Source organism: Helicobacter mehlei (genome assembly GCF_003660265.1).
Classification (GTDB): Bacteria; Campylobacterota; Campylobacteria; order Campylobacterales; family Helicobacteraceae; genus Helicobacter; species Helicobacter mehlei.
Genome location: NZ_QXQP01000016.1, coordinates 18,389 through 39,194, shown reverse-complemented (window position 1 = coordinate 39,194; position 20,806 = coordinate 18,389). Strand labels below are relative to the sequence as shown.

At 46.7% G+C, this 20,806-nt stretch carries 21 protein-coding genes; 7 read left to right on the top strand and 14 right to left on the bottom strand.

All coding sequences use genetic code 11. The annotated features are described in order from the left end of the window. Nucleotides 1–152: 152 nt before the first annotated feature. From prpB to EAO36_RS06030, 14 genes are all read right to left on the bottom strand, one after another. Nucleotides 153–1,031 (bottom strand): methylisocitrate lyase, encoded by an 879-nt coding sequence (gene prpB / locus EAO36_RS06095; protein WP_120948288.1) that lies wholly within the window; start codon nucleotides 1,029–1,031, stop codon nucleotides 153–155. Between the two features lie 9 nt (nucleotides 1,032–1,040). After that, nucleotides 1,041–2,510, bottom strand: coding sequence for a 2-methylcitrate dehydratase (gene prpD / locus EAO36_RS06090; protein ID WP_120948289.1), 1,470 nt, complete (start codon nucleotides 2,508–2,510; stop codon nucleotides 1,041–1,043). A 41-nt stretch (nucleotides 2,511–2,551) separates the two neighbouring features. Then, entirely contained in the window at nucleotides 2,552–3,214 is a 663-nt protein-coding gene (locus tag EAO36_RS06085; protein ID WP_120948290.1) for a YggS family pyridoxal phosphate-dependent enzyme, read from the bottom strand. Nucleotides 3,215–3,223: 9 nt separating this feature from the next. Further along, complete coding sequence (locus EAO36_RS06080; RefSeq protein ID WP_120948291.1) at nucleotides 3,224–5,050, bottom strand: menaquinone biosynthesis decarboxylase; 1,827 nt, start codon at nucleotides 5,048–5,050, stop codon at nucleotides 3,224–3,226. Further along, nucleotides 5,051–6,628 (bottom strand): phosphoglycerate dehydrogenase, encoded by a 1,578-nt coding sequence (serA, locus tag EAO36_RS06075; protein WP_120948292.1) that lies wholly within the window; start codon nucleotides 6,626–6,628, stop codon nucleotides 5,051–5,053. 19 nt (nucleotides 6,629–6,647) lie between these two features. After that, nucleotides 6,648–7,106: a hypothetical protein gene (locus EAO36_RS06070; protein ID WP_235852395.1), complete on the bottom strand. Its 459-nt coding sequence runs from the start codon at nucleotides 7,104–7,106 to the stop codon at nucleotides 6,648–6,650. An 8-nt stretch (nucleotides 7,107–7,114) separates the two neighbouring features. Then, nucleotides 7,115–8,791 carry a 30S ribosomal protein S1 gene (locus EAO36_RS06065; RefSeq protein ID WP_120948293.1) on the bottom strand — a complete coding sequence of 559 codons (1,677 nt, stop codon included), beginning with the start codon at nucleotides 8,789–8,791 and terminating at the stop codon, nucleotides 7,115–7,117. 115 nt (nucleotides 8,792–8,906) lie between these two features. After that, nucleotides 8,907–9,659 (bottom strand): hypothetical protein, encoded by a 753-nt coding sequence (locus EAO36_RS06060; protein WP_120948294.1) that lies wholly within the window; start codon nucleotides 9,657–9,659, stop codon nucleotides 8,907–8,909. After that, nucleotides 9,643–10,902, bottom strand: coding sequence for a bifunctional phosphopantothenoylcysteine decarboxylase/phosphopantothenate--cysteine ligase CoaBC (gene coaBC / locus EAO36_RS06055; protein ID WP_120955852.1), 1,260 nt, complete (start codon nucleotides 10,900–10,902; stop codon nucleotides 9,643–9,645). The genes EAO36_RS06060 and coaBC overlap by 17 nt, the downstream gene beginning before the upstream one ends. Then, nucleotides 10,899–11,891, bottom strand: coding sequence for a UDP-N-acetylglucosamine 4,6-dehydratase (inverting) (gene pseB, locus EAO36_RS06050; RefSeq protein WP_120948296.1), 993 nt, complete (start codon nucleotides 11,889–11,891; stop codon nucleotides 10,899–10,901). Before pseB ends, coaBC begins: the two co-directional genes overlap by 4 nt. Before the next feature lie 38 nt (nucleotides 11,892–11,929). Beyond that, complete coding sequence (locus tag EAO36_RS06045) at nucleotides 11,930–13,186, bottom strand: RNA polymerase factor sigma-54 (protein ID WP_120948297.1); 1,257 nt, start codon at nucleotides 13,184–13,186, stop codon at nucleotides 11,930–11,932. 1 nt (nucleotide 13,187) lies between these two features. After that, nucleotides 13,188–13,910 (bottom strand): LPS export ABC transporter ATP-binding protein, encoded by a 723-nt coding sequence (lptB, locus tag EAO36_RS06040; protein WP_120948298.1) that lies wholly within the window; start codon nucleotides 13,908–13,910, stop codon nucleotides 13,188–13,190. Beyond that, a complete protein-coding gene (gene tsaE / locus EAO36_RS06035) occupies nucleotides 13,903–14,325 on the bottom strand; it encodes a tRNA (adenosine(37)-N6)-threonylcarbamoyltransferase complex ATPase subunit type 1 TsaE (RefSeq protein WP_120948299.1) in 423 nt (140 codons plus the stop codon). The genes lptB and tsaE overlap by 8 nt, the downstream gene beginning before the upstream one ends. After that, a complete protein-coding gene (locus tag EAO36_RS06030) occupies nucleotides 14,325–15,797 on the bottom strand; it encodes a DNA polymerase III subunit gamma/tau (RefSeq protein WP_120955851.1) in 1,473 nt (490 codons plus the stop codon). Before EAO36_RS06030 ends, tsaE begins: the two co-directional genes overlap by 1 nt. Before the next feature lie 100 nt (nucleotides 15,798–15,897). Between EAO36_RS06030 and ggt the strand changes: the two genes are divergently transcribed. Genes ggt through EAO36_RS05995 form a run of 7 tightly spaced genes read left to right on the top strand, consistent with a single transcriptional unit; the run spans nucleotide 15,898 to nucleotide 20,786 of the window. After that, entirely contained in the window at nucleotides 15,898–17,580 is a 1,683-nt protein-coding gene (gene ggt, locus EAO36_RS06025) for a gamma-glutamyltransferase (protein ID WP_120948300.1), read from the top strand. Then, nucleotides 17,580–18,332: a spermine/spermidine synthase domain-containing protein gene (locus tag EAO36_RS06020; RefSeq protein ID WP_120948301.1), complete on the top strand. Its 753-nt coding sequence runs from the start codon at nucleotides 17,580–17,582 to the stop codon at nucleotides 18,330–18,332. Before ggt ends, EAO36_RS06020 begins: the two co-directional genes overlap by 1 nt. Further along, on the top strand, nucleotides 18,329–18,934 hold the full coding sequence (gene coaE, locus EAO36_RS06015) for a dephospho-CoA kinase (protein WP_120948302.1): 606 nt from the start codon (nucleotides 18,329–18,331) through the stop codon (nucleotides 18,932–18,934). Before EAO36_RS06020 ends, coaE begins: the two co-directional genes overlap by 4 nt. Then, nucleotides 18,931–19,467 (top strand): hypothetical protein, encoded by a 537-nt coding sequence (locus EAO36_RS06010; protein WP_120948303.1) that lies wholly within the window; start codon nucleotides 18,931–18,933, stop codon nucleotides 19,465–19,467. The genes coaE and EAO36_RS06010 overlap by 4 nt, the downstream gene beginning before the upstream one ends. 39 nt (nucleotides 19,468–19,506) lie before the next feature. Beyond that, nucleotides 19,507–20,169, top strand: coding sequence for a glycerol-3-phosphate 1-O-acyltransferase PlsY (gene plsY, locus EAO36_RS06005; RefSeq protein ID WP_120948304.1), 663 nt, complete (start codon nucleotides 19,507–19,509; stop codon nucleotides 20,167–20,169). A gap of 7 nt (nucleotides 20,170–20,176) precedes the next feature. Continuing rightward, nucleotides 20,177–20,521, top strand: coding sequence for a dihydroneopterin aldolase (locus EAO36_RS06000; protein WP_120948305.1), 345 nt, complete (start codon nucleotides 20,177–20,179; stop codon nucleotides 20,519–20,521). A gap of 4 nt (nucleotides 20,522–20,525) precedes the next feature. After that, complete coding sequence (locus EAO36_RS05995; RefSeq protein WP_120948306.1) at nucleotides 20,526–20,786, top strand: hypothetical protein; 261 nt, start codon at nucleotides 20,526–20,528, stop codon at nucleotides 20,784–20,786. Nucleotides 20,787–20,806 lie beyond the last annotated feature (20 nt).

Here is a 20,806-nt window from a genome sequence, read left to right as displayed (position 1 = left end):
CACCACCCCCCATTAAACCCCTCTAGTGCTTTGTCAAATTGTTTGGAGAGTTTTTATGAGGGCATTTTAAACACCACCCCCTGCCCCCAACAAGAACGCATTATTTTAGACGCACTGGGGTTTTTAGAAGAAATAGAGGGCGCGTGCCCCAGTTAGGATTTTTGGTGCCCTAACAACAAGTCCATCTGTGCCTCATAGCCATAATAGCCCAACATCTCGTAGAGCTCTTCTCTAGTTTGCATATGCGGGATTTGATCTTTTTGCGTGCCCTTGTACTTGAGATCGGCATACACGCTTAAAGCCACTTTATTCATGGCTCTAAAGGCACTCAAAGGATAAAGCACCATAGCCACCCCTACACTCTTAAGCTCCTCCAAGCCAAACATCGGAGTTAGCCCAAACTCGGTAATGTTGGCCAGCAACGGCACGCTTAAAGCTTGGCTAAAGGCGTGGTATTCCTCTAGGTTTTGCAAGGCCTCTGCAAAGATTGCATCTACACCCGTTTTAGCATAGCTTAAAGCACGCTCAATAGCCGATTCTAACCCCTCTTTAGCCCGTGCGTCTGTGCGGGCGATGAGATAAAAGCTAGGGTCTATTTTTCTAGCCTCAAGGGCAACATGCAAGCGATCGCACATCTCTTGGGTTTCTACAATCTCTTTATTGGGGCGATGACCGCAACGCTTGGCCCCGACTTGATCCTCTAGGTGCATCCCAGCAGCACCATTTCTGATCAGCTCTATTACGCAACGCCCAATATTCAAAGCGTGCCCAAATCCAGTATCGGCATCCACAATTAAGGGCGTGGGGCAGATAGCACAAATGCGGCGTACATCGATACAGACTTCCTCCAAATTGGTCATGCCCAAATCTGGCAAGCCATAAGAAGCATTGGCCACACCTGCCCCTGAGAGATAAAGGGCTTTATGCCCCACCTTTGTAGCCTGCAAGGCTTGGTAAGCATTGATCGTGCCCACAATTTGCAAGGGCTTGTTTTGTGCTAGAGCCTCTCTAAATCTTTGACCAGCTGTCATGCTCGCTCCTTAGACCAATGAAAAAAGATCGCTAAATTGGTTAAAATCCATCTGTTCAAAAGCATTTTCGTTAAAAACAACTTCTTCAATGTGGCTAGCACGCTTAGGGCTAAAGACCTCCCTTAGGGCTAGCTTGAATTTTTGATACAACAAGGGCACGCCCTCATCGCGTCTAAAACGATGCCCGATGGGGTATTTGATTTCGATTTTTTGGGTGTGGCTCCCATCTTTAAAAAAGACTTGCACCGCATTGGCAATAGCGCGCTTACTAGGCTCTAAATACTCCCGCGTGTATGTGTCATCAACCTGCACTTCACTTAAATCTCTTAGCCGATCGATACGTGGATCAGCTGCACTCTCATCGCTATAGGATTGGGCATTCAAATTGCCATAGATGAGCGCATAGGCAACCATGTATTGGATGCAATGATCGCGATCGGCGTAATTATGCAACGCCCCAATCTTGTTGATGATGCGTTGTGCGCTCTCTTGGGTGGTGATGACAATTTTACTAATATCCTCTAGCCGTCCCTTGAGATCATCATGTAGGCTCAAAGCGCATTCAACGGCGGTTTGGGCGTGGAATTCAGCTGGAAAAGAGATTTTAAAGAGCACATTTTCCATCACATAGCTCCCTAGTGCTTGGGGCAAATGTAATTTTTCTTGATTGTGTGTCTGTTGCTTCATATAGACATCTTGAAAGCCCCAATATTGCGCGCTCAAAGCTGAAGGGTAGCCCATTTCGCCCTGAAGGGCTTTAAGAGCTAAATCCACGCCCCGCGCACTGGCATCCCCTGCTGCCCACGACTTGCGTGATCCCGTGTTGGGCGCATGGCGGTAACAACGCAAGCTACCCCCATCTATAAAGGCATTAGAGAGCGCATTACGCACCTCATCAAAACTCCCCCCTAATAGCCCAGTAGCCACCGCACTACTGGCCACCCGCACCAACAACACATGGTCTAAGCCTTCGGTATTAAAACAATTCTCTAAGGCTAAAATCCCCTGAATCTCATGGGCTTTAATCATGGCGGTTAAAATGTGCTTGACCTGTAAGGGTTTTTTATTTTGGGCTAAATACAAACGGCTCAAATAATCCCCCAGTGCCCAAATCGCGCCCAAATTATCCGATGGGTGTCCCCATTCGGCCGCTAGCCAAGTGTCATTAAAATCCAGCCAACGCACCATGCATGAGATATTAAAAGCCGCACGCACGGGTTCAAGCTGGTAGGCTGTGCCCAACACCTTAGCCCCTAAGGGCCTAAAATCAGCCCCCGGGACACTAGGACCTAGTAACTTGGTGCATTCGGGGTATTTGAGTGCCATTAAAGCGCAGGCAATGGAGTCAAGCAAGCAAAGCCGCGCACTCTGGTAGGCTAGAGATGAAGTGATTGGGTGATCCACCACATAATGCGCGATCTCTGAGAATAAAGGATCAAACTCGGGCCTTTTGGTGTCTAAAGTTCCCATATTGGACATGGTATCTCCTCAAATGTTTGGCACATTATAAGATGTTTGGACTAATTGGGCTCTTTAAAAAGGGCTTGCCCGATACGCACCATATTAGCCCCGTAACTAATGGCGATCTCAAAATCTCCACTCATCCCCATAGATAGGATAGAGGCTTGGGGAAGCTTATCAAAAATATCTTTGGCACTTTGGAAGGCGCGCTCAATTTGACGGGTGTCTTCTGTTTGGGGTCCAATCACCATGATCCCTTGCAACTCAATTAGTGGGCAGGTCTGTTTAATTTGCTGGTAGGTCTCTAGGGTACGCTCGGGACGCACCCCGCTTTTAGATTCTTCTAAAGAAACATTGACTTGTAAAAGGGCTTTGAGCTTGTAGGGGCTACGCGCTTGGATTTCTTGGGCAAGGGCTAAAGAGTGGAGACTATGGAGTAAAAAGGGCTTGAGAGCGAGCATTTTATTAATTTTATTGCTCTGCAAACTGCCTAACATGTGCCATTCTAGGGGCAAATCTGCTAGATGTTCTGACTTGGCTTGCAAATCTTGGATTTTATTTTCCCCAAAGGCGCGTTGCCCGCACGCATACAGGTCAGCAATTTGCTTGGCACTGGCATATTTAGAGACGGCGATGAGCTGGACGATATGGTGTCGGCTATAAGCCAAACGGGCTTTTTCAATGCGGCTGATGATTTGATCCAAGTTTTTAGCAAAATCCATGGCAAACCTTTAAGTGCTAGGTGAGTTGAAAATGTGATAATGCTTGTAAAGCGGGTCATCTAAAGGGGGGATGAGTTTCTGGGCGCACAATTTTTCTAGAACGCTCAAGTTGCAATCGGTCTCTTGTGGCCACTCTTTGGGGTGGTTATCTAATGCGTTTTTATCTGTCCCATCAATGAGCAACAACCCCTCATGGATACACACATCGCGTTTAGCATCGATGTTATTCACCACGCGCCACAAGAGCATGTAGGGGTTATTCAGATCGTTTTTGCACGCATCAACAAATACCAAAACAGACACAAAGGGGCTTAAAAGGCTACACGCCTTAGCCACGGGTAAAAGGGTGCGCCTCTTTTGCACGCCCACAACCGCGATCGGGTTTTTGGTGTGTGTCCCATATTGCTTTAAGATTTGTGCTTCGGGCATTGCCTCTTGGATTTTGGCTAATAAAACACTATCTTTAAGGATACTGGGGGTGTTCTCACTGGGTTTGGTGGCATCAATGCCTAATTTGCCCCCAAAGGCGTAAGTGGGGCTAGCATGATCGAGTGCATCGCAAATGCCCTCGGTGATGATGACAGATTGCAAATTGAGGTGGTTTAAGATGTGTTCGGTGATTTTGGGGTAATCCTCTAGGCTGGGCGCATTAGGACCTACAAAGATCGCATGTTTGGCAAAACTCATCTGCCCTGTGCCCCAAAAATGGTGCATGATTTGGCTAGCATGCCCGGGGTAGCTGGGTTTGATTTTGGCTAAGATCAAATTGTGGAAAACCCCATTTTCGGGCATGTGATAATCAAGTAGCCCATGCGCGCTTTTTTGGAGCAAGGGCAAAAAGAGTCGTTCGGTGAAATAACCTAAGTATTTATCCTCTAAGGGGGGTTTGCCCACCACGCTAGCTAGATACACCGCATTAGGCTTGGTGGCGATCGCGCTCACTTCCAGCACGGGGTAGGGTTCTTTGGGGGTGTAAAAGCCTGTGTGATCGCCAAAAGGTCCCTCAAGGCGCAATTCCTCTACATCGACCCAGCCCTCAATGATGATCCCACAATCATGGGGGATGGCAATGGGATTGGTGCGCGATCTTATCAGTTGGGCGCGTTTTTTTCTGATCAGTCCATAGAGCAATAACTCAAATAAGCCATAGGGCAGGGGGGCTTGGGCACACCATGTGTAGAGCGCATCGCCCCCAATGGCGATACTCACGGGCATTTTCACCCGTGCATGGCGGTATTCATGAAAAAAGTGATTAGCATCCTTGTGGATTTGCCAATGCAATCCTAGATGGTTGCGATCATAGACTTGTAGGCGGTACATGCCTAAATTTTTCTTGCTACCATCCAAGCTTTGGGTGTAAATTTGGGCGAGCGTGATAAAAGGACCGCCATCCTTTTCCCAAGTGGTGAGGATGGGCAGATCGTAGAGATTGACCTGATCACCCATTTTGTAAGTGTGGGTATCAGCGGACTTGGTGATCTTGGGGGCAAGGTGTCTGAGCGTGCTGATATTTTTGAGCCAATGCCAAGTGTCTTTGAGGTTTTGGGGTTTTTGCAGGCTTAAAAGGGTCTCTAGGCGCGCACAATATGTTTTAATAGGCTCTTGGATAATGTGCTCTAGGCGCGCTTGCGATCCAAAGAGATTCATTAAGATCGGCATATCAAACTGCTTGGAGTGCTTGGCACTCACTGGATTGGTGAATAAAAGGGCTTGCCCGCCTTGGGGCTTTTTGGCTTCAATATAGGCGGTATGTGGGATTTCTAGCTCAATGTCTAGGGGCGTGGAGATGACCCGCAATTCATTACGGGCTTTGAGTTTGTTGATAAGAGCTTGCACCTAGATTGAAACCACATTCACGCCCAAACAATGTGGGATTGTTTGCAACTTGGCTAAAATTTCGGGGTTGATGGGATCATCCACTACGATCAAGGCTAAGGCTTCTTTGTGGTTATTGCGCCCCAATCTAAAATCGGCGATATTGATGTTGTGTTCGGCTAGAGTTTGCCCCACATTCCCAATCACCCCGGGTCTGTCCTCATTTTTAAATAAAATCATGTTGCCTTGTGGCTTGACATCCATTTCAAAGCCATTAATGTTGGTGATCTTGAGCAGATCGTTGGCAAAGACACTCCCGCTCACTTGCGTGGTCTGGTGGGGCGTGCTTAATTGCAAGGTAACTAAGTTGGTGTAGGGCGTGGCATCTTCTAAAATCTTGGTGTTTAGGGCAATATGGCGCTCTTTGGCTAAAAAGGGGGCATTGATATAATTGACCTTATCGCTCAAAGAGGGTTTGAGTAAGCCTACAAGGGCAGCACTGAGCAAAGAGGGCGCGTATTCCTTGATGGGACCGGCTAAAGTAAGCTCTAGGGAACTAAAAGCCCCCTTGTTGATTTGGGAGGACAAAAAACCCAATTTTTGGGTGAGCTCTAGGTAGGGCTTGGCATAGCTAGCCATTTGCCCCTCTTGGATGGGTAAGTTGAGCGCATTAGGATAAGCACTCCCCCTTAGAGCATCCACCACAGCCTTAGCCGCCTGCAGGGCAATTTGTTCTTGGGATTCCCAAGTGTTAGCCCCAATGTGGGGGGTAACATAGACATTATCGAGTTCTAAAAGCGGGTTGGCAGTGCCGGGCTCTTTGCTAAAGACATCTAGCCCTAACCAGCGCACTTTTTTGGATTTGAGTGCCTCATATAAGGCTTCTTCATTATAAAGCCCACCCCGTGCGCAATTAATCAAGATCACGCCCTCTTTCATTTGAGCGATCTGTTCGTAATCAATGATATTGATCGTTTCCTTGTTCTTGGGCGTGTGGATGGTAATCACATCACAAGCCAAAATGTCTTTAAAATCTGCCGTGTAAGACACCCCTAGGTCGGTGGCTTTGGACTTGTGGATATAGGGATCGTAGGTGATCACCTCCATACCAAAGGCTAAAGCGCGCGCGCCCACGCGCGATCCGATGTTGCCAAAGCCGATGATGCCTAACTTCTTGCCATAAAGCTCGCTCCCATACCAATCCTCACGTTGCCAAAGCCTATCATGTTTGAGTTGGGCATTCGCGCTGGGTAAATAACGCACGGCATTGAGCATGTGTGCCATGGTGAGCTCCACAGCAGCAATGGTGTTAGCCGTAGGGACATTCATCACCACAATCCCTTTTTGGGAGCACAGATCAATATCCACATTATCCACGCCCACGCCCGCGCGCACCAGCACTTTTAAATCTTTAGCATGTGCGAGCATAGTTGCATGGATGGGGGTCATGCTTCTGGTGATGAGTCCTGCAACACCCTTGAGGGCTAGGGGGAGATCGCTTTTAGGCATTTGGGAATAGTCCAAAATTTGGATGTCTTTTTGCTCGCTAAGTAAAGTGATGCCCTTGGGGTGGATGGGATCACAGATGGCAATTTGCATGGATTTCCTTTAGTTGGGATCAGTCAAAGCGGTAAGGGATTTTGTAGTAATGCAACTCATCCAAGAGAGCTTTAGATGAGGTGCGGGGCAAATACACGATAATGGTCGTGCCACGCGCTTGTTTGTCTAGTGCAAAATCGACATGCGCTTCTCTTAAGATCTCATGCAAACAAAACGACTTGTAAGCGTCTAAATTGCGGATGAGCAATTTTCGGGAGTGTGAGCCACCTAAAAACTCGACTCCCACGCGCTTTTCTAGTACTGGGTAAGCAAAATCGGGTTCTGAGATTACGGAGACATCGCTTTGTGGAGCAACGGGCACATCAGCTAAGTCGGGTAAGGACAATTTAGGGGTACTCTTAGGCTCAATTTTGGGAGGGCGTTGCATGAACAAACCCCGCCCCACATAGGCGATTAGAGCAAGCGCAAAGAAAAGCAAGATCAACAAAACAAGCGAGCGGACCTTTGCAATTTTCATCAATCAAGTTAGAACTTACCTGAGATTTTATCTCCTAAGGTCATCTTGTCATCCCCAGCATTAAAAGCTTGTAACTGCTCTCTCTCTTTTTTACGCTCTAAACGGCGCACAGAGGCACGGACTTTGTTATTGGCTTTTTCGATTGCCACAACCACGCTGGTGATCAAATCACCAATCTTGATCTCTTCTTTTTTAAGCGGGGGTAAATCCTCGCTCTTGATCAAGACATCGATTCCATCGACATTGACAAACACACCGAAATCCTTAATATTCACCACCGCACCTTGAACCACATCCCCGACCTTATACTTTTGGCTAAAAGTTTCCACAGGGGAAGGCTGGGCAAATTTCATCTCCAAAGAGATTTTCTCATTCTCCTTATTGATCTTCAAAATCTTAACCTGCACCACATCGCCTATCTTGAAGTGATCCTTGCACTTTTTGTCTTGTTCCCAAAAAGCATCTTTATTGTGCAAGAGTCCATCTACACCCCCAAAATTGAGGAATGCACCAAAATCGGTTAAGGTCGCCACCTTGCCCTCAATCAAATCCCCCACGCGGTGTTTGGAGACAAATTCATTGAAGGGTTTATCAGAAAGCTGTTTTAAAGACACGCGCAAACGGCGGTTTGCGCTGTCAATTTCAATGATTTTGACATCAATCTCTTGGTTGAGTTCTAGGTAGTCTTGAGGATGCTTGACATTTTTATTCCAAGAGATCTCAGAGATGTGCAAAAAGCCTTCAATGTCGTTCCCAATATCCACAAACACGCCATAATTTTCAATGCTACTGACCACGACTTTAATGGCATAACCCACTTTAAGTTTGGTTTGAATCTCATGCCATGGATCCTCCATGGTGGCTTTAATAGAGAGGGAGAGGCGTTTTTTTTCTTCATCATAGGCGAGGGCTTTAACCTGCACCCCATCGCCCTCTTTGTAGTGCTTACTTGGATTGGCTGAACCGCGGTGGCTAATCTCTGTGTAATGCACCAACCCTTCTACGCCATCTACCTCCACAAACACGCCAAAGTTAGTAACACTTTTCACCACCCCATTATAAATCTCTTGGGATTCGACCAGTCTCTTAGAAACCTCATGCTGGTGTTTGCTATAAACATCATAAAAACGTTTTCTAGAAACACTGATCAAGCCACGCTCGGGGTCTATGGAAGTGATACAAACCTTGAGCCGTTTGCCCAAATGGTTTTCCCCACGCTTAAGGGAAGACTGCGCTTTAGAAAGAGAGTATTCTACACCCTCGCGATCCACAAGGACATACCCCCCTTTGTTTTCGCGCACAACCTCGCCCTCGATCATCTTGTCCCTATAGTCCTCCCCCAAGGCTTGGATTTTTTCTTGTGCTTTCCCAAAAGCTAGAGCCTTTCTATAAGAAACACTAACCCGCTCACCCTTATGCGACACATAAACCGGGATTGTATCTTCTAGGTTAAAGAGCAACCCTCCTTGTGCATCTAAAATCTCCTCTAAAGAAAGTCTACCCTCTGTTTTGCCCCCAACACTCACCATGGCATAGCCCTCTTGCTCGTTGATCGAAACAACCACACCCTCTTTCACACCCCCCTTTTGTTCCGACTCATCCTCTCCGTGCATGTACTCCTTCATGTATTCTCTGAATTCTTCAGACTCGCTCCGACTCTCTAAGGACTCCAATTCTTTACTCATCACAACCTTCTCTAGGGTATTATTTAGCCTATTTTAGCTTTTGTTTCCTTATAATTACTAAAAAGGCACAAAGCAAACTCTCTGTTAAGCTCTTGTTGCGTGCTCAAAAAAGATTTTACCCCTTCGTGTCCAACAAACTTTCTTCAAATCCAAACAGAGGCTCTATGGTGTGTGGGCTAGCAGAGATATGCACCGCATCAAAACCTTTCAAGGTGTTTTTATATTGCTCCAAGAGGCGTGCGGTGTTCTCGTAGAGCACTACAATGTGCAGGCTCAAATGTGGCTCTTGCCACAACACATGCCCTTGCAAAGCCCCCAAATGTGGGTAAAGTGCGTAAAAATCCAGCTGTTTTTGCTTGCCCTTTTTATTTTTAATCTGGATCAACGCCTCTTGGTGCTTGTCCTTGATCACAAAACTAGCCACTTGGTGTTGCAAGGATAAAAGCAAATTACCCAAGAGCCAAAAATCTTGACGACTCTGGGCGTGGGTTAAATGGGTGACTAATTGTTCGTGATAACCCTTAAAATCCTCTTGTTTTAAAATCTGGTTTAATTGGTGCAGATCCAATTTTAAGGGCGCATTTTTGAGTTGCTCCATGATTTTGGGCTGGGGCACGAGATTAGAGAGCATGATTGCCCCCACTGAGCTTTTTTGCATCAACGCCCAATATTTTTGCCCGGTAATCAAAGGTTTGGCACTCTTGGTTTCTAAAATTTGATTACCCAGTTGCAACAAATATCTATTATCGCCCTTTTTCTCTAGTACCTTTAAAAAGAGGGGCAAGGTGGCGTTAAAGTGTTGTGGGTTGTCCTTGATAATATTGTGGAGTTGCTGTAAGTTTAAAAGCGCGCTAATGGGATTGAGCATGGCAGACTTGGCTCACAAAGTTTAAAATCTCAAAACTCAAGGTGAGTTTGTTAAGGTAGTTTGTGCGCTGGCTATGTTGCGCGCTTAAAAGCCACATTTGGTTTTGTGCCGATCCAAAGGGTTGGCAATCAAGGGTGTTCAAGCACACCGCCAAACAGCCTTTACCTCCATTTTTGGGGCTATCTAATAGTTTTCGGGCATTGGTGATCGCCAAAGTGCCCTCCTCTTCAGCCTTAAAACCAATTTTAATAAAACCCTTTAAAGAGGCTAAAATATCTACATTTTGCACGCATTCCAAATTCCAAGACGCGCCTAAGTCTTGCTTTTTAAGCTTACCCTTGTGGGGGGTAGCGGGTTTGTAATCGCTAATAGCAGCGGCCATGAACAAAAAGGGCGGGTCTTGCAGATTTGCCCTCTCTTGCAGGGCTTGCAGATAATCGGCCCCACTTTGCACGCTTAAGCATCCAATGCCTGCGGGCAACTCCAAAGCAAAGGTGCTAGCCACCAAGGACACCTGTGCGCCCTGAAGATAGAGGGCAAGGGCTAGAGTGCTCGCCTGCAAGCCACTAGAAAAATTGCAGATATAGCGCACACTATCAATCTTCTCCAAGCTCCCCCCCCCGCTCACCACCACCTCTTTACCTGCCCAAAAGCTATTTTTATATAAAGCCTGCACGCTGGCACACACCATGTCTAAAATGTCCGCCATCGCTCCCTTGCCCTGTGTGTTGCAGGCTAGTAAATCCTCTCTAGGCTCTACAACTATGCAACCCCAAGATTTGAGGCGTTCTAAATTCTCTTGGGTGGCGCGCGCCTCTAACATTTGCGTATTCATGCTGGGAGCTAGGATTTTAGGCGCGCTACTGGCTAAAAACACCGCGCTTAAGAGGCTATCAGCAAGTCCATGCGCTAGTTTGGCTAGGGTGTTGGCACTAGCAGGAGCCAGTAGCACCACCTGCGCCCACTTAGCATAACTAATATGATTGGGGCAATTTGGATCGCTCAAGTCCCAGCGTTCGCTTTTGTGTGTGAGTACGGGATAATGAGTCAGTGCCTCAAAACTTAGCGGGGTAACAAAGCGCATCGCCTGCTTGCTCATCACCACCTTGACCTTTGCGCCCATTTTGATGAAAGCACGCGCTAAATCCAAGCTCTTGTAAGCGGCAATCGAGCCACTCACCAATAATAAAATACGGCGATTTTTGAGCAAGGCATTTTGGGCGAGCAAATCCAGAGTTTTCATAGGGTGGCTAACATTTTTAACAGCTCGGGCGCGCTCAAGCGTTGGGGGTTTTCTAGACTATTGTAGCTAAAACCCTCAGGGGCACGCTTCCCTTTCTCACCCAAGAGGGTTAGGCTGTAATCGATGGGGGTTTGAAAAGAGATGGTAGGTTCTAATATATAAAAATCCTCAAATTCAAAGGCGCGATCGTCGCTGCTAATCATCACCTCATGGAGCTTTTCCCCCGGCCTAATCCCCACGATCTTAATGGGAATGTCAGGAGCTAGAGCTTGCTTAAGGTCTAAAATGTTCATGCTAGGGATTTTGGGCACAAAGATCTCTCCCCCATGCATGCGCTCCAAACTGCGTAACACAAAATGCACTCCTTGATCTAGCGTGATCCAAAAGCGTGTCATGCGCGTGTCAGTGATGGGAATTTGTGGAGCATTTTGCGCCACTAAGTTTTGAAAAAAGGGCACTACACTCCCCCTAGAGCCCACTACATTCCCATAACGCACTACGCTAAACTTGCAAGCAGACTTGCCTTTCATGTTGTTTGCGCTGATAAAGAGCTTGTCGCTACATAACTTGGTCGCCCCATAGAGATTGATTGGGTTGCTGGCCTTATCGGTGCTTAGGGCAATCACATGCCCAACTTGCTCTTTTAAACACGCCTCAATGAGCGCGCTAGCTCCTAAAATATTGGTCTTAATGCACTCTAGGGGGTTGTATTCGGCAATGGGCACATGTTTGAGTGCGGCGGCATGGATACACACATCCACCCCCTGCATCGCACTGGCTAGACGATCTTTGTCCCGCACATCTCCGATAAAAAAGCGCATTTTGGGATCGCTGAAAGTTTGTGCCATTTGGTATTGCTTGAGCTCATCGCGACTATAAATGATGATCTTTTTAGGGTTGTGTTGGTCTAAGAGGACTTGTATGCAAGCTTTGCCAAAACTGCCCGTGCCTCCCGTGATCAACACGCTTTTGTGATCTAAAAATCCCATTGGACCTCCAAAATCCCCGTTATAACACAACTAAAGGACTAGCCTAAACGCATGCTATAAAGTTTTTTACGCTCAGACGAACTGGCGATGTTCAAAAGTTTGCGGTATTTGGTGATCGTGCGGCGCACCATTTTAAGCCCAAATTTGCGTTCCACTAACTCTAACATTTTTAAATCACTCATGGGCCTTTGGCGATCCTCATTTTTGACTAACTCCAAGATAAAATCTTTGATTGAGGCGTTGGAAACATCGCCCTCTAGAGCGGTGGTGAAAAAACTCTTAATAGGGAAGATACCCCTAGAACATTCCAAATATTTATTGGAGATTGCCCGTGAGATAGTGCTAGGCGCGTAGCCAAATTCGTTGGCAATATCCACCAAGCGCATGGGTTTGATCTCCTTACCCTTAAAAAAATCATATTGGTATTCCACCAACATTAGTCCGATTTTTTGGATGGTCTGGTGGCGCATTTGCAAGGCATCGACTAAATCCCGTGCCTCTTTGAGCTTTTCTTTTAAGTAGGCGTTGTTTTGCTTGATTTTAATCTCTTCAATGATCACTTTGGGATAATACCCTTCGTTGAGTTGCACAAAGATATTTCCATCTTCTTCGAGCACCAAGAGATCGGGAATAATGGGGGGAATTTTGTCTGCAAAATCAAGCGCAGGTGGGTTTTTAAACGAAGTGATGGTTTGCATCGCCTTAGCATAGCTGGGCAGGTGGCTAAATTCTTTATGGCATTCAAGATTTTGGATAATTTGGGCGCATAAATCGTAGGTGGGCGCGTCCAGTTCGTCATGGTGGTTGAGTTGGAATAAAAAACTTTCTTGTAGCGTGCATGCCCCAATGCCCGGAGGATCAAGATAGGCAAAGCGTTGCCGCACCTTTTCATACTCTTGGGGGCTCACCCCCAAACTCTCTGCTTGCCCAGCTAAATCGCTCTCAAAATACCCCTCGCTACTCAAGTTATCTAAAATATCATGGGCAATTTGGACTGATAGGGGCGTGGGGAAAAGCGGGGGGATGATCTGTTCATGCAAACTCTCATACAAGCTTTTTTTATACACGCTCAAGGCTTCGATCTTGTCGCTCATCGTATTTTTTAGGCGGGTATCTCTGTGGTGGCTTAAATTTTGGCTCAAACCACTCTGCACGCTCAAATAGGGGTTATCTTGGGCATAAGTCTGTAAGGTGTCTTCAATCTCTAAGGGGTCGCTTTGCAAAATGGGCAACCAGCTTTTTAGCGTGGCGCAAAGCTTGTTTTTAGTGGCTAATTGTGGGCGTAAAATTGCCATGTTAGACCTTAAAATGCTCGCCTAAGTAATATTTACGCACTAGGGCATTTTCGTAAATCTGCTCGCTGGTGCCACTAGCTAGCAAAGTCCCGCTTTTGATCACATAGGCTCTATGGCACACGCTTAAAGTTTCACGCACATTGTGATCAGTGATGAGCACCCCGATATTCATTTCAACCAAGCGTTCAATGATCTTTTGGATATCTAAAACCGCAATCGGATCGACCCCAGCAAAGGGCTCATCAAGCAAAATAAATTTAGGATTTTTGATGAGCGCGCGCGCAATCTCCACACGTCGGCGCTCCCCCCCGCTTAAAGACATGCCCTTGCGATCCTTGATGGTTTGGATATTAAAGGCATCTAACATTTCTTCGATTCTATTTATGGCTTCCTTGTTGCTCTTAAAAGTTGTCTGGGCAGCCAACATCAAATTGTCCAGTACACTCAAATCCTTAAAAATGCTCGATTCTTGGGGCAAATAGCCAATTCCCATGTTGGATCGCTTGTGCAAGGGGTAGCTAGAGAGTTCAATATCATTAAGATACACACTCCCCCCGCTGGGCTGTAATAACCCACAGATCATATAAAAGGTCGTGGTTTTACCCGCCCCATTGGGCCCTAGCAAGCCCACCACTTGCGCACTATGCACTTCTAAGGAGACATCATGCACGATCTTAGTTTTTTTGATCTGCTTGCTTAAATTATTGGCAATGAGCTTATCCATCTACAATCTCATATAAGCGGTCTTGATCTAGGCGGGTTAAACCCACCACGCACACTTTAAAGCCCGCTTGAATCAACATCTCCTTAAGACCACCGCCCCACTCAACAAAATGCACGCCCTCTAGCTCTAAATGCTCCAAAACGCCTAGAGCCACTAACTCGGGTAGGGATTTTAAATAAAAATCGTAGTGATAAATATTAAACTTAGGGGCTTGGTAGGTGTGCAGTAGGCTAAAGGTAGGCGAAGTGGCATGCGGGGCATTCAGAGCGGCACAAAAGCGTTGCACTAGGGTTGTCTTGCCACTAGCTAGATCGCCTTGTAACAAAAACACAAGGGGCAAGGGGTGGCTGGCGATTTTTGCATGGAGGCTCTCTAGCACGGGGCCTAGATTCTCTAAACTGGCTTGCAGACGCACTAACAACCCTCCAATTCTTCTATACCCGTAATATTCAAATGCTGAGTCATCGCTTTCATCAAGGGCTGGTGATTTGCCATAAACTCCTGACAATTATTGTGCTTTTGGAGCACATCGGCTTTCATGGGCTTGATGCTCACATCTTTGCCATAGAGGGCTTGCACTTGTGGCACAATGAGGCTTTTATAGTATTTGCCTAAAATTGCCTTATCCTGCTGGTTGGCACGCGATTCCCACATCAAAACCTGATCTTTGAAGGAGACAAAACGGATACAATGCTCAAAAGTCTCGCCCAACTTAGGGTTTGAGAGGCGTAAGTTGGCAATGAGTTTTGCAAAGAGCGCGCTAGCATCTGGGCTGGGCGTGGGCTTAGTGGTTGGGGCTATTGGCTTAGAAGTTTGGGGTTGGGGCGTGTTGGGGGTGCTTGCTGGAGTTTGAGTCATTGGGACTTGGAGGGTGTTAGCATGCTCTTGGATGTAAGCTTGCATTTTAAGTGCACTTAAAGTGAGCACAAAACTCCCATCAGTCCCAAGTGCCACAAGCTGTTTGGCTTGGGCAAGCGTACTTAAAAACTTTTCTAATAAAGTGGTTGGGAAGCGTTGATCTAACAAACACGCTTTTAAAAAAAGCCCCATCTCCTCTAAGACCATGCTAATTTCATGTTCTTCTAACAAGCCCAACAAGGTTTGCAATCTTGCGCCTTGCTTGTCAGAGAGGGCGTTAAAAAAATCCTCTAAAATCTGCGCATCCACCATGCCCAACATTTGGGCAATACTAGCCGTTTTTAAATGCCCTGCGCTGTAATTGATGGCCTGATCTAACAGGGTGAGCGTGTCGCGTAAGCTCCCCCCCCCACTCCTAGCGATCATCTCTAGCGCGCCCTCCTCATAGGGGATATTTTCTTGTTTAGTAATGGATTGCAGGTGTTGGGTGATGAGTTTGGGGGGGATTTTTTTAAATCTAAAGTGCTGGGTGCGGCTTAAAATGGTCGCTGGGAGCTTGAGCACATCGGTGGTGGCCAAGATGAATTTTACATGCGCAGGGGGTTCTTCAAGAGTCTTTAACAACGCATTAAAGGCTTCTTTAGTTAGCATATGGACTTCATCTAAGATAAAAATCTTAAAACGCCCCAAAACGGGCTGGTATTTGGTCTGCTCAATGATATTGCGCACATCTTCAATCCGCCGATTAGACGCGCCATCAATTTCAATGATGTCCATGTGGTGATCGCCTAGAGCCTCTAGGCAATTAGGGCAGATATCACAGGGCGTGCTGGCAGGTCCCCTCTCACATTGCAAAGCGCGCGCAAAGATTCGTGCCGAGCTGGTCTTGCCACTCCCACGCAACCCGCTAAACAAATAGGCGTGTGCCAAACGGGCACGATCCAGTGCGAGGGCCAAAGTGGTGGAGACAGATTCTTGCCCGACGAGTTCTTTAAAATGTTTGGGGCGGTATTTAAGTGCTAGAATCAAGAATCGTCCTTTCCGTCATGTTTGTATTATAGCTTAATTTCAGAGCACTCTAACTTATGGTAGAATAGCGAGCTTTTTGATTAAATCATAGGAGAATTTCATGTTACAGATATTGCGTTTGTGGCTTGTTGTTTTGATTAGTGCAGGGTGGATACAGCTTGCCTCTGGTGCTAGTTGGCCACCCATTAAGGGCAAGGCTCTAGCTCTCTCAAGTAATCCCCTAGCCGATCAAATCGGGCAAAAGGTCTTGGATGAGGGGGGGAATGCCATTGATGCAGCAGTGGCAATTGGTTATGCCCTAGCGGTGGTGCATCCAGCCGCAGGCAATATTGGCGGGGGGGGCTTTGCGGTGATCCATTTGGCTAATGGGGATAATCTCACCCTTGATTTTAGGGAGAAAGCCCCCTTAAGAGCCACCAAAAACATGTATTTGGATCGCGATGGCAAAGTGATCCCCAATTTGAGCACCGATGGTTATTTGGCTGCTGGGGTTCCAGGCACCGTAGCGGGCCTTAGCGAGATGTTAGACAAATACGGGACTAAAAAATTAGCAACCTTGATTCAACCTGCCATTGATTTGGCTGAAAAAGGCTTTAAGCTCAGTGCTAGGCAAGGGGAAACCATGTTGGCAGCCAAGGAGCGTTTTGCCAAATACGCCAGTAGCCGTAAGTATTTTTTGAAAAAAGGTATGGTGTCTTACCGGGAAGGGGATTTATTCGTGCAGAGCGACTTGGCCAAGACTCTCACCCTCATTAAAGAGCAAGGTCCCAGTGCTTTTTACAAAGGCAAAATCGCCGAATTGATCGCAGAGGATATGCGCCGCAATGGGGGGATTATCACTAAGGAGGATTTGGCACAATATAATGTTGTGTGGCGCAAACCCGTTGTGGGCACTTATCGGGGCTATAAAATTGTCTCCATGGGGCCACCAAGCTCAGGAGGCACCCATATCATTGAGATTTTAAATACGATGGAGAATGCAGACATTGGTAGCTTGGGCTTTGGTTCTAGCCAAACGATGCACATCATGGCAGAGGCTATGCGCCAAGCTTATGCCGATCGCTCTCTTTACATGGGCGATCCCGACTTTATCACCATTCCTGTTGAAAAACTCACCAGCAAACCTTATGCTAAAAAGGTCTATGAAAATATCCAGCCTAACTTAGCAACCGATAGCACCAAAATCAACCCCGGGTTAGGGCAATTACACGAAGGCAAAAATACAACGCATTATTCTGTCGCGGACAAATGGGGGAATGCGGTGAGCATCACTTATACCATCAATGCTTCTTATGGGAGTGCTGCAGCTATTGAGGGTGCGGGCTTTTTGCTCAATAATGAAATGGATGATTTTTCAATCAAGGCGGGTTCGCCCAATATATACGGGCTTGTGGGGGGCGATGCTAATTCCATTGAGCCTAAAAAACGCCCCTTAAGCTCCATGTCGCCAACTATTGTACTTAAAAATAACAAGGTTTTCATGGTTGTGGGTAGCCCGGGCGGGGCGCGCATCATCACCACGGTTTTACAAGTGATTAGCAATGTGATCGATCATGGCATGAACATTGCAGAAGCCATCACCGCACCGCGTTTCCACATGCAGTGGTTGCCCGATGAAATCCGCACCGAAAAATTTGGTGTGGTTAAAGATGTGGAGGAAAATCTTAAAAGAATGGGCTATAAGCTTGTGGTCAAGCCTAGAATGGGGGATGTGAATGCCATTGTGATCGATGCCAAATCGCATATGATGTATGGGGCGCATGACCCACGCGAAGAGTATTGATGCAATTAGGTTCTAAAATCCAGCATCTGGAGGGCATGGCTTGCAGTTTAGAAATTTTTGAAAGCCCCGCATTGGGGCTTGTGGCTAAGGTTTTAGGCACACAGGAAGAGGTGTTTTTGCAAAAATACCCCTTTTTGCAGAGCGAATTTTTAGCCCATGTGGGGGGGGGTGTCCTGCCCGAGATTCAACATGCCCTCGTGGTGGGGGGTTTTGATTTGGAAGTGGGGTATGCCCTCTTGAATCAAGCTAAAAGCGTGGCTTTTGTACAAGAAGATCAGGTGATTTTGCAGGCCCTCAAGCCCTTTTTGCCCCATTTTGAGGAAGTGAGCACCCATGCTAATTTCAAACAGCATGCCAAGATGATCGATTTGGAGATTCAAAAATACGATCTCATCATCGACCTGCACACACCTAACGCCCACCAAATCGATGGCTTGCAACGCATGTTAAGCCCTCAAGGTGTCTTGTTGTTGCACGCCCCCCACCCCCTATTAGACCCTCTAGGCTTTAAAAGCACCCTAGAGCACCTGCATTGCTATTTTTCTGTGCTCATGCCTTGCACAAACCCCTATGATGTGCGCCCCTTGTGCTATCTCTTTGCCTCCAAACACTACCACCCTGAAGCAGACATGTGCTTGCAAAAGATTACCATGTTAGAGGGGCTTAAACATTATAACGATCAAGTGCATACCAGTGCCTTTTGCCAGCCCAACTGGCTCAAGAGTGCGTATTTAGGGTTGTTGAAAAATTGAGCTTGACTTGCGCTTTTGTGCTCACTGGAGGGATTGGCACGGGCAAGAGCACGGTGGCTAATCTTTTGCGCCTGCATGGCTATTGCGTGCTTGATGCTGATAAAATCGCACACCAACTCCTAGACAAACACGCCTTAGAGATTCAAGCCCTATTTGCAGAGGATATTTTAAATGCGGGTAGGGTTAATCGCCCAAAACTAGGAGAGATTGTTTTTGCAGATGCAACCAAACGCCACCAACTAGAGGGCTTTATCCACCCAAAAGTCCGTCAAGAACTTTTAGAGCAAGCTCAAAGTTTGGAAGGCCACCACCAACCCTATTTTTTAGACATCCCGCTTTACTACGAAGTGGAGGGGGTTAAAAGTTATGGGATCACCCAAGTGGTGCTGGTCTATGCGCCTAGAGAAGTGCAAATCAAAAGGGTCGCCCAAAGAGATGGCTTGGGTGCTAATCAAATCGCCCAAAGACTCAACGCCCAAATGGATATTGAGATCAAAAAATCTTTAAGCCCCCTTGTGTTAGATAATTCTAAGGATTTAAAACACCTGCAACAAGAGATCGATCGGCTGGTTTTAGACCTGCCTAAGATGTGCCAACCATGAGGACAAAAACGATTATCTGTAGCCTAGCTTTGTTGCTGTGTGCCTGTGCGCCCAAGCATTCTAGCTTGGCTAGTCAGGTTACCTTTGATATTGGTTATCAAGGTGGGGCAGTCAAAACTTATTGGCGCAAACTGGGCGATAAGCCCTCACAAGAATTTGTTTTGGGGGGCAATAATGGGTTTTTCTTGTTATGGCGGGATACCTACAAACAAGCCAAAATCGCTACACGGATCCTAGAGCCCGGGATTTATTACTTGGCTAGCTTTGAGGTGCAGGTGGGCAATCGCTTGCTCAAAAGCCAAACCACCTTGCCTAGATGGCGCACGGGCTGGGATTTTGCCAAAAATGAGCCTCTATTTTTAGCCTTTGAGCTTAAGCCCAACACTCCCTTAAAACTCCCCCCTGTTGAACTTTCTATCCAGCACATTTTAAGGGATAAAAAACACGGGATGGAGGAAAGTTATAAAGTCAATTTCATTTTAGATGATCCTTTAGGAGTTTGGAAGCGTGGAGTCTATACCCACTCATTTTAAAAGAGAAGTTTGCTATAATCCCCCATTTAGGAGACTTGCATGGAAAATTTGCTGATCTTTTTGAGTAATGTCAATGTGATCTTTTATATCTTGGGTTATTTGATCGGGGGTATTCCTTTTGGATTTGTGATGATGAAGGTGCTTTACAAAGTGGATATTACCAAAGAGGGGAGTGGGGGGATTGGGGCAACCAATGTCTGCCGTGTGGCTAAAAGCCTTGATCCCCAACGGGCTAAGAGGCTGGGGAGTATCTGTCTCTTGCTCGATCTTTTTAAGGGGATTGTGCCCGTGCTGGCTTCTAAAATGGCGGATTTGAATTTTGAAGCCCAGTGGATGGTGGCGATTTTAACCATCATTGGGCATTGCTATTCGCCCTATCTCAACTTCAAGGGTGGTAAGGGGGTGAGCACCACAATGGGGGCAGTCCTCTTGCTCATCCCTATAGAGAGTTTGATTGGACTCACACTTTGGGCGATCATTGGCAAGGGGCTTAAAATCTCCTCTTTAGCCTCGATTGCGGGCGTGGGCTTGGCCACTCTCTTGGTGTTCTTCTTGCCCTCTTGGGGCATTCCAGCCTCTGTTAATATCTTGCATGAGGTTGGCACACCTACACCGATGGTGCTTGTCTTTGTTTTCACTCTCTATAAACATTGGTCTAACCTCCTCAACTTGCTGAGTGGGCGCGAGAAAAAGATTTTGTAGGCTAGTCATGACTTTGCTGATTGAAAATTACCAACTAGATGTGCTCATCGGCACGATGGTGAGCGAACAGACCACCCCTCAGCCCATCTTGATTAATCTCCAAGTGGAATACAACTACCCCCATGATCACAAGGGTAAGGACTATTTGGACTACATGGACTTGCTGGAGGTGGTGCAAAATAAGTTTGCCACCACGCAATATCAGCTCTTAGAACAAGCCCTAGAGGAAATCACCGCATGGCTTAAAATCTGCTTCCCAGCAATCACGCATATTGATATGGAGATTAGAAAACCCCAAGCTTGCCAAAAAGCCCTAGTGGGGGCTAGATTAGCCAAAACTTTTGAGGCGTAGCGGTGTGGCAAAACGGTTGGTGGCTCTACTCTGTTTGATCCTTTTAAACGCATGCCAACAACCCCCCAGCCCCAAAAAGCCCGCCCAATTTGAGTTTAACAACACTGAAATTTTCAAACGCCAAGAGTTGCAACAACGCCAAAGCAACCAGCCTAGCGATTTGTTCAAAACTGATGCGAGCATCAATGTTTCTACCAACCAAGCCCACATACGCACGCTTTCTAGCGACTTGGCTAGAATTAGCATCGACGGGGCGTATCAGTAATGCAATATTCTTGTTGTTAG

Coding starts and splice junctions, on each gene's coding strand:
- prpB (WP_120948288.1), bottom strand. CDS start 1,031: ATGACAGCTGGTCAAAGATTTAGAGAGGCTCTAGCACAAAACAAGCCC.
- prpD (WP_120948289.1), bottom strand. CDS start 2,510: ATGTCCAATATGGGAACTTTAGACACCAAAAGGCCCGAGTTTGATCCT.
- EAO36_RS06085 (WP_120948290.1), bottom strand. CDS start 3,214: ATGGATTTTGCTAAAAACTTGGATCAAATCATCAGCCGCATTGAAAAA.
- serA (WP_120948292.1), bottom strand. CDS start 6,628: ATGCAAATTGCCATCTGTGATCCCATCCACCCCAAGGGCATCACTTTA.
- EAO36_RS06070 (WP_235852395.1), bottom strand. CDS start 7,106: ATGAAAATTGCAAAGGTCCGCTCGCTTGTTTTGTTGATCTTGCTTTTC.
- EAO36_RS06065 (WP_120948293.1), bottom strand. CDS start 8,791: ATGAGTAAAGAATTGGAGTCCTTAGAGAGTCGGAGCGAGTCTGAAGAA.
- EAO36_RS06060 (WP_120948294.1), bottom strand. CDS start 9,659: ATGCTCAATCCCATTAGCGCGCTTTTAAACTTACAGCAACTCCACAAT.
- coaBC (WP_120955852.1), bottom strand. CDS start 10,902: ATGAAAACTCTGGATTTGCTCGCCCAAAATGCCTTGCTCAAAAATCGC.
- pseB (WP_120948296.1), bottom strand. CDS start 11,891: ATGGGATTTTTAGATCACAAAAGCGTGTTGATCACGGGAGGCACGGGC.
- EAO36_RS06045 (WP_120948297.1), bottom strand. CDS start 13,186: ATGGCAATTTTACGCCCACAATTAGCCACTAAAAACAAGCTTTGCGCC.
- lptB (WP_120948298.1), bottom strand. CDS start 13,910: ATGGATAAGCTCATTGCCAATAATTTAAGCAAGCAGATCAAAAAAACT.
- ggt (WP_120948300.1), top strand. CDS start 15,898: ATGTTACAGATATTGCGTTTGTGGCTTGTTGTTTTGATTAGTGCAGGG.
- EAO36_RS06020 (WP_120948301.1), top strand. CDS start 17,580: ATGCAATTAGGTTCTAAAATCCAGCATCTGGAGGGCATGGCTTGCAGT.
- EAO36_RS06010 (WP_120948303.1), top strand. CDS start 18,931: ATGAGGACAAAAACGATTATCTGTAGCCTAGCTTTGTTGCTGTGTGCC.
- plsY (WP_120948304.1), top strand. CDS start 19,507: ATGGAAAATTTGCTGATCTTTTTGAGTAATGTCAATGTGATCTTTTAT.
- EAO36_RS06000 (WP_120948305.1), top strand. CDS start 20,177: ATGACTTTGCTGATTGAAAATTACCAACTAGATGTGCTCATCGGCACG.